This window comes from Lentzea chajnantorensis (assembly GCF_054300775.1).
The window spans coordinates 8,287,996-8,304,548 of record NZ_JBSDZT010000002.1 but is presented as its reverse complement, the minus strand read 5'-3'; the positions used below and the strand labels follow the sequence as shown (position 1 = coordinate 8,304,548).

Sequence of the window (16,553 nt, the reverse complement as noted above, 5' to 3'; positions counted from 1 at the left end):
AGCAGGTGCGGCAGGGATCGCGGCCCGTCACTCCATCTGACCGGCCGTCGATCGCGCGGGGGCCTCGTGCGCAGTGAAGCGGCGCACCCGGTCCCCGCGCGTCCACATCCACATCCACCACGACCACGCTGACCAGCGCGAAGAGTGCCCAGGCAGTCACCCGTTCGAGGTGCCGTGGTGCGCTGTCACACTGGGCGGCGTGTCCGAGCCGACGACCGCGGTGCTGTTGCGCGCCGCTGAGCTCGCCGCCTCGGGGAAGCCGCGGCAGGCGATCGACCTGCTGCGTCCCCTCGTGACGGCGAACCCTCGGCACGCCGAGGCCTGGTGCCGGCTCGCCGCCGCCCACCTCGACCTGCGCGAACCCGGTCCCGCCCTCGACTCGGCCAAGCGCGCCATGGTGCTCGACGGGGAACGGGCCTGGTCGCAGCGGCTGGCCGCGCTCGCGCTGAGCGACCTGGGCCGCCACCCCGAGGCGGCGGTCGCGGCACGGGAGGCCGTGCGGCAGAAGCCGGGCGACTGGCGCGGCTACGTCGTGCTGGCCGAGGTGCTCGCCGACGTCCCCGACGGCGCGGTGGAGGCGTTCGACGCCGCACTGCACGCCTCGCAGCTCGCACCGTCGGAGGTCCGCGCGGCCCAGGTCCTCGGCGACGCGGCGCTGCGGATGCGCGACTGGGGCACCGCCGAGCACGCCTACCGCCAGGCGATCAAGCTCGACCCGTCCGACGCCGACTCGAAGGCGAACCTCGCCACCGTGCAGCGCCGCCGCACCGCCAAGCCGCCCGCGCAGCTCAACAAGGCGCAGGTGTGGCGGTCGCTGCGCACGCTGGCGTTGCTGCTGGTCGGCGGCGGGTTGCTGGCGCTGCTCGCCGGCATGCCCCGCCCCACTCCCTACCTGGCGTTCCTGACCTCCGCGCTGGTGCTCGGCTGCCTGGTCGTGGGCCTGCGGCTGCGGCCGTTCAAGGCGCTGTGGCACCTGCGCAAGCTCGCCGTGACCGTGTCGCTGCTCGGCGCGTCGGCCGCGTTGCTCGCCGGCTGGACCGTCGCGCTGGTGCTGGGCGCCACCACGATGCAGCCTCTTGTGCTTTCCTGGTTGTGCGCCGTGGTCGGCGGCGCCCTGGTCTACGTCGGGGGAGGCAGGAGGCGGTGATGCGGCGCAACGCGGTCGCGCTCGCGATCATGCTGTTCCTCGGACAGCTGTTCGTCCTCGCCGCGCCCGCACCCGCCGCCCACGTCGGGGGCTCGGTCGTGCAGCACACGCACGACGTGGCGAACCTGCCAGGAGCCGCCCCCAAACCGCACAACCAGCAGGCCGCCCAGGTGCCGCTGGCCCAGCTCGCCGCCGACGTGCCGCCGGTCGCGAAGCCCGCGCTGCCCGTCCGGTTCCTCGTCGCGTTCACCCGGCGCGTGCACCGCACGCCCGAGGGCGTCCGCTGGACCCCGCAGCGGGACCGCTCACCGCCTTCCGGTCGCTGACACCGCGTTCTCAGCCACCACTTTCCTCCCGGAAGGCTCTCCCAACCCATGTCGCGCGACACCGCGCGACGAGGGCTGCTCGTGCGCGCACTGCTGTCGCTCGGCGTCCTCGTCGCCTCCGCTTTCCTGCTGCTCACCACAGATCCCCGCCTCGGCCTCGACCTGCGCGGCGGCACCCAGATCGTCCTGGAGGCCAAGGGCGACTCCGACTCCACCGACCGCGCCCTCGAAGTGCTGCGCCGCCGCGTCGACGAGCTCGGCGTGGCCGAACCCGTCCTGGCCCGCTCCGGCGAGAACCGGATCGTCGTCGAGCTGCCCGGCGTGCAGGACCCGGAAGAGGCCGTGAAGGTCCTCGGCCGCACCGCCCAGCTCACCGTCGAACGCAACGGCGCCCAGGTCATGACCGGTGAGGGCATCTCCGACGCCACCGCCGTGCGCAACCAGCAGGGCGCCGGCTACGTGGTCAACATCCAGTTCCAGGGCGACGCGCCCAAGACGTGGCAGAAGGTCACCGGCGAGGCCGCCTGCGTGCCCTCCGGCGACCCCGGCCGCCAGATCGCGTTCAAGCTCGACGGCAACGTCGTCTCCTCACCCGAGGTCAGCACCGACACCCCGTGCGGCGGCGGCCAGCCCGGCGGCGCCACGACCATCACCGGCCGGTTCTCCCAGGCCGAGGCCAACGAGCTGGCCCTGGTGATCCGCTCCGGCGCACTGCCCGTGCCCGTCGAGGTGATCGAGCAGCGCACGGTCGGCGCCACCCTCGGCGCCGAGGCGATCGACGCGAGCGCCCAGGCCGCGATCATCGGCATCGCGCTGACCTCGCTGTTCCTCGTCTTCGCCTACCGGCTCGCCGGTTTCCTCGCCGTCGTCGCCCTGGTCGGCTACGCGGGTGTCGCCTACGCCGGACTGCTGGCCGTGGGGGCGACCCTGACCTTGCCGGGCCTGGCCGGCTTCGTGCTGGCCATCGGCATGGCGGTCGACGCGAACGTCCTGATCTTCGAACGGGCCCGCGAGGAGTACGCGCGGAAGGCGAACCTGCGGCGGGCGTCCGAGGCGGGCTTCCGCGGTGCGCTGAGCGCCATCGCGGACTCCAACGTGACGACGCTGCTGGCAGCCGGCCTGCTGTTCTGGCTGGCCACCGGACCGGTGCGCGGCTTCGGCGTGACGCTGACCATCGGTGTCCTCGCGTCGATGTTCAGCGCGCTCGTGCTGTCCCGCGTGCTGGTGCTGTGGGCGATGGGCACGCGTTTCGTGGCCAAGCGGCCCCGGCTGAGCGGCCTGGACTCGCTCGGTTTCGTCCGGTCGAGGCTGAAGCTCGTCCTGTACCGCCGCCCGTGGCTGTGGCTGAGCAGCGCCGCCGTCCTGGTGCTGGTCGCGGTCTCCGGCCTGCTCCTGCGCGGCCTCAACCTGGGCGTCGAGTTCACCGGCGGCCGCATGCTCGACTTCACCGCCGGCGGCCCCGTCGACGCCGGCCGCGTCCGCGGCGCACTGGCCGACGCGGGCTTCGAGGACGTCGTCGTGTCGTCCTCCGGCAGCGACGTCTCCCTGCGCACCGGCCCGATCGACGACGCCGCCTCGAACCGCATCGGCGAGGTCGTGAACTCCGCGGTCGACGGCGGCGCCCGCCAGTCGAGCAACGAGCTCATCGGCCCGTCGCTGTCCTCCGAACTGCGCCGCAACGCCGTCATCGGCCTCGCCATCGCCGTCGCGGCCCAGCTCGGCTACCTGGCCATCCGCTTCGACTGGCGCCTCGGCGTCGCCACGGTCGCCGCACTGCTGAGCGACGTGCTGGTCCTCGTCGGCATCTTCGCGTGGCTCGGCAAGACCGCGGACGGCGTGTTCCTCGCCGCCCTGCTCACCGTCATCGGCTACTCCGTCAACGACTCCGTCGTCGTCTTCGACCGCCTCCGCACCCTGCGCGGCTCCCGCCTGAAAGCCGCCTACCAGGACGTGGTCTCCGACGCCGTGGTCCAGACCGTGCCACGCACCGTGAACACCGGCATCGGCGTGCTGTTCGTGCTCGCCGCACTGCTCGTGCTGGGCGACGGCTCACTGGCGAACTTCGCGACCGCCCTGCTCATCGGCCTGATCTTCGGCACGATGTCCACAGTGGTCACGGCGGCGCCGGTCGCGATCTGGCTGGAGCAGCGATGGCCGCGCCCGGTGCGGGCGGCGACCCGCAAGGCACCGGCGGGAGCCCGCGTGTAGCTCTTCCTCACGCCGCGGGACTCGTAGCAGAGTAGGGGCCATGACCTCTTTCGCCGCGTACCAGAACGAGATCTACCTCCAGGGGCTCGGCGGCACCGTGCCGCCGTTCACCACCGACCCGGACGCGCTGGAGGACTCCGCGCGGTCCCGGCTGGGACCGGGTCCGTTCTGGTACGTGGCGGGAGGTGCGGGCTCGGGTGCCACCGTGCGGGCGAACCGCGAGGCCTTCGACCGGGTGCGGATCGTGCCGCGGATGCTCACCGACGCCACCGAACGGCACCTCGGCGTCACGGTGCTGGGCACCGAGCTGCCGGCGCCGGTGATGCTCGCACCCGTTGGCGTGCAGTCGATCCTGCACCCCGACGGGGAGCTCGCCACCGCGCGGGCCGCGGCCGAGCTGGGCGTGCCGATGGTGTTGTCCACGGCGTCGTCGCACACGATCGAGGAGGTCGCGGAGGCGTCCGGCGCCGGGCCGCGGTGGTACCAGCTGTACTGGCCGAACGACCAGGACGTCTGCGCGTCGCTGCTGGAGCGGGCGAAGAAGGCCGGGTACACGGCGCTGGTCGTCACCCTCGACACGTGGACGCTGGCGTGGCGGCCGCACGACCTCGACCAGGCCTACCTGCCGTTCCTGCGCGGCGTCGGGACCGCCATCCCGTTCAGCGACCCGGCTTTCCGCGCGGGGCTCGCGAAGTCGCCGGAGGAGGACCTGCCGATGGCGATCCTGCGGTGGGTGCAGCTGTTCACCGGCACCGACAAGTCGTGGGACCGGCTGGCGTTCCTGCGCGAGCACTGGGACGGACCGATCGTCCTCAAGGGAATCCAGCACCCAGACGACGCGCGCAAAGCGGTCGAGTCCGGAATGGACGGTGTCGTCGTGTCCAACCACGGCGGGCGCCAGGTCGACGGCGCCGTCGGGTCGCTCGACGTGCTGCCCACCGTCGTGGAGGCGGTGGGGGAGCAGGTCGACGTGCTGTTCGACTCCGGCATCCGCACCGGCGCCGACGTCGTGAAGGCGCTGGCGCTGGGTGCCAAGGCGGTGCTGGTCGGGCGGCCGTTCGCGTACGGGCTGGCGCACGGCGGGCAGGTCGGCGTGAAGCACGTCCTGCGCGGCCTGCTCGCGGACTTCGACCTGACCCTGGGGCTCTCGGGTCACCGCAGCCCGGCCGAACTGGGCCCGGACGCGCTGCGGTTCTCCTGAGTCCCGCTACGGCATCGTCGCGGTGAGCCGGGCGAGCGTGCCGAAGTCGGCCGGCTGCACCCGCAGCCAGCCCTCGCTCTTCGCCGCCACGTACCGCCCGCTCACCGTGTCGAGGTAGGTGAGCGGGGCGGCGCAGCGCTGCTTGCGCCCGGTGTGGTCGCGCTTGGCCGAGTACAGCTGGCCGCCACCGGTCCGAGGCTCCGACATGATCGTCTTGAGCTGCGCGACCAGCTGGTCGTTCGGCGTGCTGGTCGGCCGGCTCTGCTGCAGGAACGAGCCGGTGTCCTCGTAGGACGGCTGCCGCTTCTGCTGCAACGCGTCCTCCGGCAACGTGATCGGCGCGCCCTTCCCGGCCGGCGTCGGCGGCAGCGCGGCCACCAGCGACTGCGGCGCCTCGTCCGCCCGCACCGGCTCCAGCACGAAGAGCTGGTCCGGCGTCAGCACGACCCGCAGCGCGTCCTGGCCGTTCGACACGACCAGGACCGCCTGCTGAGGACCGTCCTTCTGGCTGAAGAACGCCCAGTACTCCGCACCGGCCTCGACCACGAGCCGCAACGCGCCGGCGAGGTCCGGGTGGATCTCCCCGCCGCGCGCGAGCCCGGTCTGCTCCAGCTGCGCCCACGCCGTGCGCTGCAGCCGTTCCAACCCGCTCAGGTCGCCCTCCTCGAGCGACTCCGAGTCGAAGTCGACCTGCGTGACCAATGCCCTGTGCAGCTGCGGCAGACCCGCGACCTGCCACGCCTGGTACAGCGCGACGACAGGGATGGCGACCCTGCTCCGAAGCACAATTCCCCCTTAACCGCCGATGACCGGCGGAGCGACCATCGTCCCGTCGCCGAAGATGTCCTCGGTCTCCTGCAGGTACGACGCGGACTTGTGCTCCTTGTCCTCGTCACCCTGACCGCGGCCTCCGGCACCACCCATGCCGCCCATGCCGGCCGCACCCGCGGCACCACGACCACCGGCCGCACCCGCACCCGCGGGCCCGAAGCCACCGGCGCCACCACGTCCCTGCTCGGCACCGGCCACACCGGCCGCACCACCGAAGCCGCTACCGGCACCCATGCCGCCCATGCCACCGGGCCCCTTGCCGAGCCCGGCCGCGGCAGCACCACCGATGCCACCGGCACCCGGCGGCCGCATGCCACCACCGGCACCGCCACCACCGCCCCCACCGGGCCGGCCACCGCCGGGCACCCCGGGCCCACCGGGCCGGTTGCGCGGGTCGTTCGGCCCACCCGGCCGGTTGCGCGGGTCGTTGGGGTCGAACCGCCCGCCCGGCGGGATGGTGGGATCGAGGCCGGGAGGCCGGTTGCGGGGGTCGTTCGGGTCCACGAAGACCGGCGGCCGGTTGCGCGGGTCGTTCGGGTTGAGCTGCGACGGGTTGGTGTCGTCGCCACCGGAGCCCGGCGGCTTCCAGCCCGACGTGCCGGTGTCGTCACCGGGGCCACCGATGCCCGGCGGCGTGCCGGTACCGGGCGGCGTCCCCGTGCCCGGCGGCGGGTTGCTGCCGATGGGCGGCGGCTGCGTGCTCGGCGGCGTGACCCGGTCGATCGACCGGTTGTTCTGCTCCTGCATGTTCGCGTCGGTCGCGTCCGGCGAGATGAACGTCGGCATCTGGTTGGTGCTCTGGTTCACCGCCTCCGCGTACTGGTTGAACGCGCGGATGTTCTGCTCGCTGACCTGCTGGTTCTTCTCGACGGCCTTGTCGTAGTCGGTGTCCCACGGGGCCAAGTCGTTGAGGAACGGCTTGTCGGGGACCTCCGGCGGCTTCTGCATCTGGTACTTGGCGTTCGTGTACGCCTCACCGATGGAGTCGGCCGTGTTGCCGGCGTCCTGAGCGGACTTGCCGGTCATGTCCGCCCAGGTCGCGAGCGGCGAGGTGGTGCTGCGGGCCGCGTCACCGGCCTGGCCCTCCCACGCTGCGCCGGAGTCGCGCACCGCCTTGTTGATGATCTCGGCGATGTCGTTGTGGCTGCTCGCGAGGGTCCGCCAGCCGTCACTGGCCGGCGCGGTGCTCTGGCTCGGGCCCTTGCCCTTGTCGAACCAGTTGTAGATCGTCTCGCCGCCCGCGAACGGGAGCAGGGCGAAGGTTGCGATGTTCGGCTCATCCCCAGCCATGGCCTACCCCTTCAGATTTCCGATGACTGCCGCCGCGAGCTTCTCGCTCTCCGTGCACGGCTTCTGGGCCGAAAGCTTGTTCTTCGCAACGTCGACCGCCGCTCCGATGGTGCCCTTCTCGCCCGCCTCGATGATGGTGAGGCAGCTGCGGGAGCCGTCCGTGCTGTCCCTGCTGAACGTCCGGACGCCGTCGATGGTCTTCTCGCTGAAGACCGCGGCGCTGCGCGAGCTCGCCAGCTGGTTGTCGTAGACCTGGTCAGCGGCGATCCTCGCCTCGTAGGTCGAGTCGTCGAGAAGCGACTTGCCCTCCCAGGTGCACACCGGACCGGTCGAGCTCGTCCTCGACTTGGTTTCGACGTTGCCCAGAGCGGTGATCTGCGCGGCGGTCAGCAGGTCGCAGGCGTTGCCCTTGACCTTGTCGAGGTCCAGCTTGGCGGCGGGGGACCCGGTCGAACTCGTCTCACTCGTCTCCGTGGCCGGAGGCGGCGTGCTGCCGGTGGTCGGGTTGCCGCCGTTGATGCTCGTGCAGCCGGCCAGAGCCGTCGCCGCGAACAAGATCGCCATCAAAGTGGTGCGCTTCAAGGCGGACTTACCTTCCCATCGCATTCATCGCATCGTCGTCCGTGCCGCGGTACTCCGCGAGAGCCTTCTTGATGTTCGCGACCGTCGCTTCGAGGGCTTCCACTGCCTTCTTGTTCGCCCACGCGTAGCCGCCGGGTTCTTCACCGGCGGTTCGACGGATCGCGATGGTGGCAATACCGCTGTAGGGGTCGGGGCCGGGTGCGCCGGTGCTCGTGAGGAACTCCGCCTCGCGGATGAGGCCCTTCAGCTGCTTCGCGGCCGTTTCGAGGCCGTCGATCATCTTCTGCGCCTGGTCCGGGTCGACCGCGAACCTCGTGGTCCCGGCACCGGCGGCACCGGCAGCCGCACCTGCCGCGGCGGCAGCAGCACCGGCTGCCGCGCCGACCGCGCCGCTCACGGCCCACGGTGTGATCGCGTCGAACATCAGCATCTCGGCCAGCTCCCCTCAGAACTTCCACACACCCCTGTTGGAGGATTTTTGCACAGCGCCGGTTCCCCCGGCGGGCGAACGAGTGAGCTGACCTGGTCACATGGCCGTTTCGTCCAAGACGTGGCGCGACCAGGCGGCTTAGGTTCGCAGGCATGATCGAACGCGCGAGGGACTTCATCTGGCACAACGCCCGCACGCTGGAGCAGCGGTGGTTCGAGTACGCCTTCGACGGCGGCAGCGGGGACGCGGTGGTGCGGGCGGTGCTGGCCTTCCGCAACGACGACGGCGGGTACGGGCACGGGCTGGAGCCGGACCACCGGGGACCGACGAGCCAGCCGTTGCACGCGTTGCGGGCGTTGCAGATGTTCGCCGAGGTCAGCGCGCCGGAACCGGCCGGGTCGGTGCTGAGCTGGCTCGATGCGACCTGTCCCGACGGGAGTGTGCCGTTCGGGCTGTCCACGTCGAAGGGGCACCCGGTGGCGCCGTGGGTCACGCTCGACGACCAGGGCGGGTTGTTGCTCACCGCCCAGATCGCGGCGGCCCTGCACGCGTTGGGGGTCACCCACCCGTGGCTCGACCGGGCCACCGACTACTGCTGGCGGCAGGTCGAGGCGCTCGGCGAGACCCACCCGTACGAGCTGCGGGCCGCGGTGATGTTCCTCGACGAGGTGCCGGACCGGGAACGGGCGGCGCTCGCGGCGGCGCGGATCGGGCAGCTCAAGCCCAGCACGGACGGGTACGCGCAGGGGGAGGGCATGGCGCCGCACTTCTTCGCGGCGCGGGCCGGCGGCCTGGCGCGGTCGTGGTTCAGCGAGGCGGAGCTGGAGCGCGACCTCGATGAGCTGCGTGCGGGGCAGCAGGAGGACGGCGGCTGGAACTTCGGCTTCCCCGCGTTCACGCCGGTCGTCACGTTCGAGTGGCGGTCCATCGCCACGATCGACGCGTTGCTCACGCTGCGCAGCTACGGCCGGATCAGCTGACCAGCTGCCCCAGCGGCACACCGGCCAGCGCGCGCACCTCGCGGGAGAGGTGCGCCTGGTCGGCGTAGCCGGCGTCGGCGGCGACCGCGGCGAAGGGGCGGCCGGTCCACGCCAGGCGCAGGGCGTGGTCGAAGCGCAGCACCCGCTGCAGCACCTTGGGCGGGTAGCCGAACGCGTCCAGGCACCGCCGCCGCAGCTGCCGCTCGCTCAGCCCGATGTCCCAGGCCGCCGACCTGACGTCACCGGTGCGCAGCAACGCGGCGGTACCCGCGAGAGCGGGGTCGACGACCACGCGGGCCGCGCAGAACGTCACCACCTCCGAGAACGCAGACAGCCGCGCGGACGGCACCAGCTCCGCCAGCGGCACCCGCAGGTCGCGCACCTCGCACGCCGGCACGCCGAACACCGACGGGAACGCGCCGGGCGGCAACCGCACCCCGTACAACGTGCCGGGCGCGACGGAAGCGAGCTGCGCGCGGGTGTCCGGACCGGCCACGGACAACGCGCCCGTCGTGGGTGTCCACATCAGATCCGTGCACCCGTCGGGCACCACCCGCTGCACGGTCTCCGACGACACCGTGCGCGTCCACAGGCAGGCCAGACCGGCGGGGGCGGGACGTTCGGCGTACACGGGTCAATCAAAGCAAAAGGCGCCGCATCCCGGGGGATGCGGCGCCATGAGCGCGAGAAACGTGGACGATACTGGGATTGAACCAGTGACCCCTACCGTGTCAAGGTAGTGCTCTCCCGCTGAGCTAATCGTCCTCGTGGTGCAGGACGAGATTCTAGCGGACGGGCACGGCCCGGCGAACACGAGGGTCTAGAGGCCGAACTTCACCCAGTTCGCGCTCACGTACGCCGCCGGCTGGCCGCTCGTGAACGTCACGTACACGTCGTGCGTCCCGGAGATGTTCGAGATGTTCGCGGGAATGGTCCTCCACGAGTCCCAGCCCCCGGTGTTACCCACCGCGATCGACCCCACGGGGGTTGCCGTGCGCGACCCGAGCCGGACCTCGACCAGACCGCTCACGCCGCCAGCGGCACCCGAGGCGACGCGGGCGTAGAACTGCCGCGCCGGACCGGAGCCGAAGTTGACGCCGGAAAACTTCAGGTAGCCGCCGTTGGCGATCTGGTGGACACCCGAACCGCCCTCGGCCGGTGCCACCGAGCCGCCGGACCGCTCGGAGGCGTTCTCCGCCTGGAGCTCGCTGTACGCCGAACCACCACCGCCGGGGTTCGAGGTCGTCGTGGTGGTCGTGGGCGGAGTCGTCGTCGAACCGCCAGCCGTGTAGACGGCCACGTAGTCCACGACCATGGAGTGTCCGGACTGGGTGGCCGCGACAGGGGTCGGCTGGTTGTTGTTCAACGCGTTCGGGAACGCGCCGCCCATCGCCAGGTTCAGCAGGATGAAGTACCCGGCGTGCGACGTCATCCGGTCCCACACGCCCGCGCCGAGCTGGGCCTGCGTGACCGTGTGGTACTGCTGGCCGTCGACGAACCACTTGAAGGACTTCCCGGCGTCGTCCCACTCGAAGCGGTACGTGTGGAACGCCGTCTGGCACGACGCGCCGGGGCAGGCCCGCGAGTTGCCGATGCCGGTGAACTCGTTGCACGCACCGCCGGGTGCGACGTCGCAGTGCAGCACGCCCCACACCGAGTTGATGCCGTTGACGTTCTCCATCACGTCGAACTCACCGATGCCCGGCCAGTTCCAGTAGTTGCCGCGGAACGGCGAGCCCAGCGCCCAGAACGCCGGCCAGTAGCCCAGCGCCGCCTGACCGGTGACGTTCGGCATCTGGATGCGGCCCTCGATGGCGAGCTTGCCGCCCGGCGCCGGCTTGAAGTTCGACCGCTGGGTCTCGATGCGCGACGACGTCCAGTTGCCCGCGCCGTCCTTCAGCGCGGTGATGCGCAGGTTGCCGGCACCGTCGAGCTTGATGTTGTTGGTGCTGTTCGTGTAGTTCTGGATCTCCCCGGTGCCCCAGTTCGCAGGTCCACCGGGGTAGCCGTGGCCCAGGTCGAAGATCCAGTTCGAGCTGGACGGCAGGGTTCCGCTCGCTCCGTTGAAGTCGTCGCCCCACACCTGCGTCCATCCCGCTGCGGGGGGTGGGATCGAAGCGTTGGCGGACATGGCGGCGATCGCCAGGGGTACCGCGGCAAGAAGAGCTGTCGTGGCCGCGAGGATGCGACTGCGTTGCCTCATGCGCGAGTGACCTCCTTGTCACGGGTGCAGTCCATTTATGAGAGCGCTCTCACGACCCGTGGACAAGCGGCCATTCGGACGAACGGCCACAAAGCGCGCTGGTGCCGCTACGTCTCGTTTGGACACGCGAGGTGCGCGGATCTTGCCGACGGCCCTCACTTCGCGTCCGCGTAGCACTCCACCGGCACGGCGTTCATCGGGAACCGCACCCGTGTGTCGCCGAACAGCAGCCGGGTCGCCGCCTGGCCCGCCTCCGCGATGGCCGCCACCACCCCGTCGACGTCGGCTGCCGGGCAGTGCACGAGGACCTCGTCGTGCTGGAAGAACACCAGCGCCGCCTCGCGCGGTAACCGGGTGCGCAGCACGCCGAGCAGGGCGGCCGTCCAGTCCGCGGCGCTGCCCTGCACCACGAAGTTGCGCGTGAAGCGGCCCCAGTTGCGGGCGGCCTGGCGGGAGGAGCTGGACACGTTGCCCGCGTCGTCGGCGCCGTTGACCAGGTCTTGCCACGACGCGGACGGTTCAGGGGAGGTGCGGCCGAGGCGGGTGCGCACCATGCGGCCCTGTTCGCCGGCCTGGGCCGCGGCCTCCACGTAACCGACCGCGATCGGGAAGCGCTTGCGCAGCACGGCGAGCAGCGGGCCGGCCTCGCCGGAGGTGCCGCCGTACATGGCGGAGAGCATCGCGATCTTCGCGCGGGGGCGTTCGCCCTTGAACGAGTCCGCGGCCAGCGCGGCGTACAGGTCGTCGTCGCCGCAGACGTCGATCAGCCTCTCGTCGCCGGACAGCGCGGCCAGGATGCGCGGCTCCAGCTGGGAGGCGTCGGCGGCCACCAGGCGCCAGCCGTCGTCCGCGCGCACCGCCTGGCGCAGCAGGCGCGGGATCTGCAGAGCCGCGCCGCCGCGGGAGGCCCACCGGCCGGTGACGACGCCGCCGACCACGTACTCCGGGCGGAACCGCCCTGCCGAGACCCACGTGTCGAGCCACGACCAGCCGTGCGCCGCCCACAGGCGCGCGAGCTCCTTGTACTCCACCAGCAACGCCACCGCGGGGTGGTCGACCTTCTTCAGCACCCAGCGCCGCGAGGACGACACCTCGATGCCCACGCGCTTGAACGCCCGCACGATGCTGGCCGGCGCGTCCGGGTTCACGTCGTAGCCGCCGAACGCCTCCCGGATGCGGTCAGCCAGCCCCTGCAGCACCTTCGGCCGCGCGCCGGGGCCGGGGCGCGGGCCCAGTAGGTCCTCCAGCAGCGCGAGGTGCACGTCCTCCCGCCACGGCAGCCCGTGGTGGGTCATCTCCGCCGCCGCCAGCGCCGACGCCGACTCGGCCGCGATCAGCAGCGACAGCGCCGGATTGCGTTGCTGCGCCTGGAAGACCAGCGACAGCGCGGCCAGCTCGTCGGTGCCGCCGGGCAGCTCCACCGGCTCCGGTTCGAACAACGTCAGCGCGACGTCCTTCTTGCGCGGGCCCACGTCCGCCGGCGCGGGCAGGCGCAACGCGCGCGCCACCGCCGCCGGCAGCTCGCGCGGTTCGCGGTGCCTGCCCTCGGCGCCCAGCAGCAGCGCCTCGGTCAGGTGCAGGTCCCAGCACCGGTCCACCCGCACGCCGGCCGCCAGCAGCGCGGGGTAGGCCTCCGCGGTGTCCGCCCACAGCCACCGCGGTCTGTGGGCGCGCTCCAGCGACGCGACGGCCGAGGCCAGTGACGGCGCTGACGTCGCGGGACCCGCCGGGGTCCCGTCGTCGTTCAGCTCCTGCCACCGCCCCGCGCCGTCCGCTTCGGGGACGAGGGAAACCAGCACGCCTCTGATTGTGCCCAGGGGGTCTGACAATTTCGGTCGAGCCGGCCATCTACACCGCCGTCAGCACCACAATTCCGTTGGAGTTCCTCCAAGCCAGCCAGCGAAGGAGTGAAGGAAAAACGCGAAGATTCCCCGATGGTGTGGTCTTGCTGTCCCTCACCTGACCACCGGCCGACTATGAAGCCGTGGACCGAGCACTCAGCGTCGCCGCATTGCTGGACCCCACCCACCAGGTGGTCCCCTTTCACGGCAGAGAACCCGAACTCGACGCACTCGTGGCGTGGCGCGACAGCCCCGTCCCGCAGGCGTCCCTGCTCGTGCACGCCCCGGCGGGCGCGGGCAAGACCCGGCTGCTCCAGCGGTTCGCGGAGCTGTGGGACGACGACGCGCACGGGCGGCTGCTGGTCCTCGACGACGCCGACCGCCGCACCTGGCAACAGGTCTTCGAGCAGCTCCAGGACACCCTGCGGCACGGCCCGCAGCGCACCAGGGTGCTGCTGGCGAGCCGGATCACGGGCTGGTGGTGGTCCTCGACCCGCCAGCGCGTCGCCGACTTCGACCACGAGGTCACCGAGCTCGCGCTCCCGCCGAGCCCGGCCGACCGCGCCGAGTCGTTCACCCTCGCCTGCGAGCACTTCGCCAAGCAGCTCGGCGTCACCGCACCCGACGAACCACCGCCGAACATCGCCGACGAGACCACCCTCGACCTGCACATGGCCGCGCTCACCGCGGTGCACGGCGACCCGTGCGAGGTGAACCGCACCCAGCTCGTCCGCCAGCTCCTCCGGCGCGACAGCGGTCCACGCACCGGCCGCATCGCCGAGGACTACCTCGCCGTGGCCACCCCGGACTCCCCGGACCCCGACCTGCTCGCCCGCGCCGCCCTGCGCTGGCCCGCACTGCGGCCGCGGCTCGACCGGCTCGTCGCCGAGCACCCGGAGGTCGTCCGCGACATGGCCCGCGACAGCCTGCGCATCACCGCGGAGATCGGCTCCCGCGCCACGGCGGAGCACCTGGCCCGCCGGCTCTTCCGCGACGAGCGGTTCGCCACCGACGCCATTCCGTCGATGCTCACCCGCAGGCTGATCGAGGGCGCCGAGGACACCCTGGAACGCGCCGAGATGTACGGGATGCTCAGCGCCCGCACGATGGTGTGCGGGCTGCGGCACGAGTCCGTCGAGGCCTCCCGCCAGGAGGTCGAGTGCTACCGGGAGCTGGCGCGGCGGGACCCGGAGAACCGGCCGCTGCTCGCGGACGCGCTGGGGGACCTCGGCCTGCGGCTCATCAACGCCCAGCGCCGCGACGAGGTGCTGCAGGTCTCCGAGGAGGCCATCGGGCTGTGGCGCGAGATCGCGGAGGACGACCCGGAGACCATCCCGCAGCTCGCGTCCGCGCTGGAGCAGATCAGCTACCGCTACCAGGCGCTGCACCAGGACGAGGCGGCGATGACGGCGCTCAGCCGCGCCACCCTGCTCTTCCAGGAGCTGGCGAAGAACCACCCCTCGCTGTTCCGCGGCGACTACGCCAGGGTCGCCGCCGCGATGGCTCGCCGCTTCCACGCCGAGGGCGAGAAGCAGCACGCCGCCGAGTCGATGCAGCTGTCCATCGCGAACTGGCGGGTGCTCGCCCAGGAGGACCCGCGGTTCGAACCGGAGCTGGCCCGCAACCTCGCCATGGCCGGTGTGATGCTCACCGACCTGCGCCGCGCGGAGGCCGCGAGCGAGACGCTGCGGGAGGCCGTCGAGCTGTTCCGCAGGCTCGCGGTCGTCAACCCCGACACGTTCCGCTCGGAGCTGGCGGACGCGCTGACTCGGTACAGCAGGGCGGTGCACGAACTCGGCGACCCGGACGCCCGGCTGGTCGCGCAGGAGGCCGTGATGCTGTGGCGCGAGACGGACGACCGCAAGGGCCTCGGCACGGCGCTGCTCACCGTGGTGCACGTCGCGGACGACCTGCACGCGGCGGAGGAAGCCGTTGCGGTGCACCGGGAACTGGTCGCACGGGATCTCGTGTGGAACCAGGTCGACCTGGTGCTCGCCCTCGCCGTCCTCACCGAGCAGGAGCTGCTGCACGACCGGCACGAGGAGGCGCTGCGGCACGCGGACGAGTTCCTGGAGATCTGCGACCGGCTGCCGTCACAGCTCATCGACTTCTTCGGCACGAAACTGGCACCGGGTCTGCAACCGGTGGTTCGTGCACTCTCCGAAGCGGACCACCACGTCCGCGCGCTGCGGGCATCGGAGTTCGCGCTCGGCGTGTGGCGGGTGCTGATCCCGAAGACCGGACCGGTCGCCCACCTCGCCGCGCTCCAGCAGCACGCGTGCAAGCTCCGTGCCGCGGAACGGAAGGAGGAGGCCAGGAACACCGCGCACACCGCGATCGTGCTGTGGCACCTGCTCGGACCGGAGCTGGACGAGCAACCTGGGTACGCCGACGCGCTCACCATCTACAGCAGGCTGTGCGTGGAGACGGGGTTCGAGGTCGACAAGGCGCTCCGGCTCGCCCACCGCGCGGTGCGGATCGCACGCGAGGTGGGCGACGAGGCGAAGCTGGAGTTCGCGCTGGAGACGGCAGCCGCGGCCGAGAGCGCGCTCAGCTGGTCGTGAGCAGCGACCGCACGAAGAACGCCACGTTGGCGGGGCGCTCGGCGAGCCGGCGCATGAAGTAGCCGTACCACTCGTCGCCGTACGGCACGTAGACGCGCATCCGGTTGCCCTCGGACGCGATGCGCCGCTGCTCCTCCGGCCGGATGCCGTACAGCATCTGGAACTCGTAGGTGTCCTTCGACCGCGCGGACGCGAGGTCGGCGGCGATGGCGATCAGCCGCGGGTCGTGCGAGGCCACCATCGGGTAGCCGGCGCCCTCCATCAGCACCCTGAGGCACCGCACGTACGACAGGTCGACGTCGTGCTTGTCCTGGTACGCAACGGAAGCAGGCTCCTGGTAGGCGCCCTTGCACAGCCGCACGCGGGAACCGGCGTGCGCGAGATCGCGGCAGTCCTGCTCGGTGCGCTTCAGGTAGGCCTGCAGCACCGCACCCACCCACGGGAAGTCCACCCGCAGCTCGCGCAGGATGCCCAGCGTCGAGTCGGTGGTGGTGTGGTCCTCCATGTCGAGCGTCACGGTCGTGCCGACGACGGCGGCCGCGGCGCAGATGCGGCGGGCGTTCTCCAGCGCGATCTTCTCGCCGTCCACCGGCAGCGACTGGCCGACGGCCGACAGCTTGACCGACACCTCGGCGCCGTCGGTGAGCCCGTGCCGCTCCAGCTGCGCCAGCAACGTCAGGTACGCCTCGACGGTGTCGTTCGCCTGCGACTCCTCGACGGTGTCCTCACCGAGGTGGTCCAGCGTGACCAGGCGACCGTCACCGAGCACCTCGGCGGTCGTGTGGATCGCGGAGGAGACGTCGGCACCGGCGACGAACCGCTCGACGACGGGCCGGGTCAGCGGCGTCGACTCGACGAGCTTGCGGGTACCCGCGCTGCGGGACGCCAGGAGGAGGCTGGAGCGCAACATGGTTCACGTCCTCGGGGTGTGAGAGGTGAGGGGAACGTCG

General features: G+C 71.8%; 14 protein-coding genes and 1 tRNA gene. 6 read left to right on the top strand and 9 right to left on the bottom strand.

All coding sequences use genetic code 11. The features are described from left to right. Positions 1–199: 199 nt before the first annotated feature. From ACVDFE_RS39700 to ACVDFE_RS39685, 4 genes are read left to right on the top strand one after another with little or no spacing between them, the layout of a single operon-like run. On the top strand, positions 200–1,147 hold the full coding sequence (locus ACVDFE_RS39700; protein WP_360400938.1) for a tetratricopeptide repeat protein: 948 nt from the start codon (positions 200–202) through the stop codon (positions 1,145–1,147). Further along, positions 1,147–1,473 carry a hypothetical protein gene (locus tag ACVDFE_RS39695; RefSeq protein WP_458434031.1) on the top strand — a complete coding sequence of 109 codons (327 nt, stop codon included), beginning with the start codon at positions 1,147–1,149 and terminating at the stop codon, positions 1,471–1,473. Before ACVDFE_RS39700 ends, ACVDFE_RS39695 begins: the two co-directional genes overlap by 1 nt. A 48-nt stretch (positions 1,474–1,521) precedes the next feature. Further along, complete coding sequence (gene secD, locus ACVDFE_RS39690; RefSeq protein WP_458434030.1) at positions 1,522–3,681, top strand: protein translocase subunit SecD; 2,160 nt, start codon at positions 1,522–1,524, stop codon at positions 3,679–3,681. Positions 3,682–3,721: 40 nt separating this feature from the next. Then, positions 3,722–4,882 (top strand): lactate 2-monooxygenase, encoded by a 1,161-nt coding sequence (locus ACVDFE_RS39685; RefSeq protein WP_458434029.1) that lies wholly within the window; start codon positions 3,722–3,724, stop codon positions 4,880–4,882. Between the two features lie 6 nt (positions 4,883–4,888). On the opposite strand, the gene ACVDFE_RS39680 is transcribed toward ACVDFE_RS39685, so the two are convergent. From ACVDFE_RS39680 to ACVDFE_RS39665, 4 genes are read right to left on the bottom strand one after another with little or no spacing between them, the layout of a single operon-like run. Then, the gene (locus tag ACVDFE_RS39680; RefSeq protein ID WP_360400926.1) at positions 4,889–5,668 is read right to left on the bottom strand and encodes an ESX secretion-associated protein EspG; all 780 of its coding nucleotides are present in this window, start codon (positions 5,666–5,668) and stop codon (positions 4,889–4,891) included. Between the two features lie 9 nt (positions 5,669–5,677). Beyond that, positions 5,678–7,003 carry a PPE domain-containing protein gene (locus ACVDFE_RS39675; protein WP_458434028.1) on the bottom strand — a complete coding sequence of 442 codons (1,326 nt, stop codon included), beginning with the start codon at positions 7,001–7,003 and terminating at the stop codon, positions 5,678–5,680. Between the two features lie 3 nt (positions 7,004–7,006). Beyond that, positions 7,007–7,585 carry a DUF3558 domain-containing protein gene (locus ACVDFE_RS39670; RefSeq protein WP_458434027.1) on the bottom strand — a complete coding sequence of 193 codons (579 nt, stop codon included), beginning with the start codon at positions 7,583–7,585 and terminating at the stop codon, positions 7,007–7,009. A 7-nt stretch (positions 7,586–7,592) separates the two neighbouring features. Next, positions 7,593–8,015, bottom strand: a complete 423-nt coding sequence (locus ACVDFE_RS39665) for a hypothetical protein (RefSeq protein ID WP_458434026.1) — start codon at positions 8,013–8,015, stop codon at positions 7,593–7,595. A gap of 152 nt (positions 8,016–8,167) precedes the next feature. Between ACVDFE_RS39665 and ACVDFE_RS39660 the strand changes: the two genes are divergently transcribed. Then, positions 8,168–8,995, top strand: coding sequence for a hypothetical protein (locus ACVDFE_RS39660; RefSeq protein WP_458434024.1), 828 nt, complete (start codon positions 8,168–8,170; stop codon positions 8,993–8,995). On the opposite strand, the gene ACVDFE_RS39655 is transcribed toward ACVDFE_RS39660, so the two are convergent. From ACVDFE_RS39655 to ACVDFE_RS39640, 4 genes are all read right to left on the bottom strand, one after another. Continuing rightward, positions 8,988–9,626, bottom strand: a complete 639-nt coding sequence (locus ACVDFE_RS39655; protein ID WP_458434022.1) for a helix-turn-helix domain-containing protein — start codon at positions 9,624–9,626, stop codon at positions 8,988–8,990. The two genes, ACVDFE_RS39660 and ACVDFE_RS39655, sit on opposite strands and share 8 nt — an antisense overlap. Positions 9,627–9,688: 62 nt before the next feature. Then, a tRNA-Val gene (locus tag ACVDFE_RS39650) sits at positions 9,689–9,760 on the bottom strand. 55 nt (positions 9,761–9,815) lie between these two features. Next, positions 9,816–11,198, bottom strand: coding sequence for a carbohydrate-binding protein (locus tag ACVDFE_RS39645; protein ID WP_458434020.1), 1,383 nt, complete (start codon positions 11,196–11,198; stop codon positions 9,816–9,818). Positions 11,199–11,353: 155 nt separating this feature from the next. Further along, positions 11,354–12,997 (bottom strand): bifunctional 3'-5' exonuclease/DNA polymerase, encoded by a 1,644-nt coding sequence (locus tag ACVDFE_RS39640; RefSeq protein WP_458434019.1) that lies wholly within the window; start codon positions 12,995–12,997, stop codon positions 11,354–11,356. 185 nt (positions 12,998–13,182) lie between these two features. Between ACVDFE_RS39640 and ACVDFE_RS39635 the strand changes: the two genes are divergently transcribed. After that, complete coding sequence (locus ACVDFE_RS39635; RefSeq protein WP_458434018.1) at positions 13,183–15,603, top strand: hypothetical protein; 2,421 nt, start codon at positions 13,183–13,185, stop codon at positions 15,601–15,603. Here the strand turns inward: ACVDFE_RS39635 and ACVDFE_RS39630 are convergent. Continuing rightward, positions 15,590–16,513: a proline dehydrogenase family protein gene (locus tag ACVDFE_RS39630; protein WP_458434017.1), complete on the bottom strand. Its 924-nt coding sequence runs from the start codon at positions 16,511–16,513 to the stop codon at positions 15,590–15,592. The genes ACVDFE_RS39635 and ACVDFE_RS39630 overlap by 14 nt on opposite strands. Between the last annotated feature and the right edge of the window lie 40 nt (positions 16,514–16,553).

Excerpts from the sequence above, each read along its gene's own strand:
- ACVDFE_RS39660 (WP_458434024.1), top strand. The coding sequence starts at position 8,168 with ATGATCGAACGCGCGAGGGACTTCATCTGGCACAACGCCCGCACGCTG.
- secD (WP_458434030.1), top strand. The coding sequence starts at position 1,522 with ATGTCGCGCGACACCGCGCGACGAGGGCTGCTCGTGCGCGCACTGCTG.
- ACVDFE_RS39645 (WP_458434020.1), bottom strand. The coding sequence starts at position 11,198 with ATGAGGCAACGCAGTCGCATCCTCGCGGCCACGACAGCTCTTCTTGCC.
- ACVDFE_RS39675 (WP_458434028.1), bottom strand. The coding sequence starts at position 7,003 with ATGGCTGGGGATGAGCCGAACATCGCAACCTTCGCCCTGCTCCCGTTC.
- ACVDFE_RS39685 (WP_458434029.1), top strand. The coding sequence starts at position 3,722 with ATGACCTCTTTCGCCGCGTACCAGAACGAGATCTACCTCCAGGGGCTC.
- ACVDFE_RS39695 (WP_458434031.1), top strand. The coding sequence starts at position 1,147 with ATGCGGCGCAACGCGGTCGCGCTCGCGATCATGCTGTTCCTCGGACAG.
- ACVDFE_RS39630 (WP_458434017.1), bottom strand. The coding sequence starts at position 16,513 with ATGTTGCGCTCCAGCCTCCTCCTGGCGTCCCGCAGCGCGGGTACCCGC.
- ACVDFE_RS39665 (WP_458434026.1), bottom strand. The coding sequence starts at position 8,015 with ATGCTGATGTTCGACGCGATCACACCGTGGGCCGTGAGCGGCGCGGTC.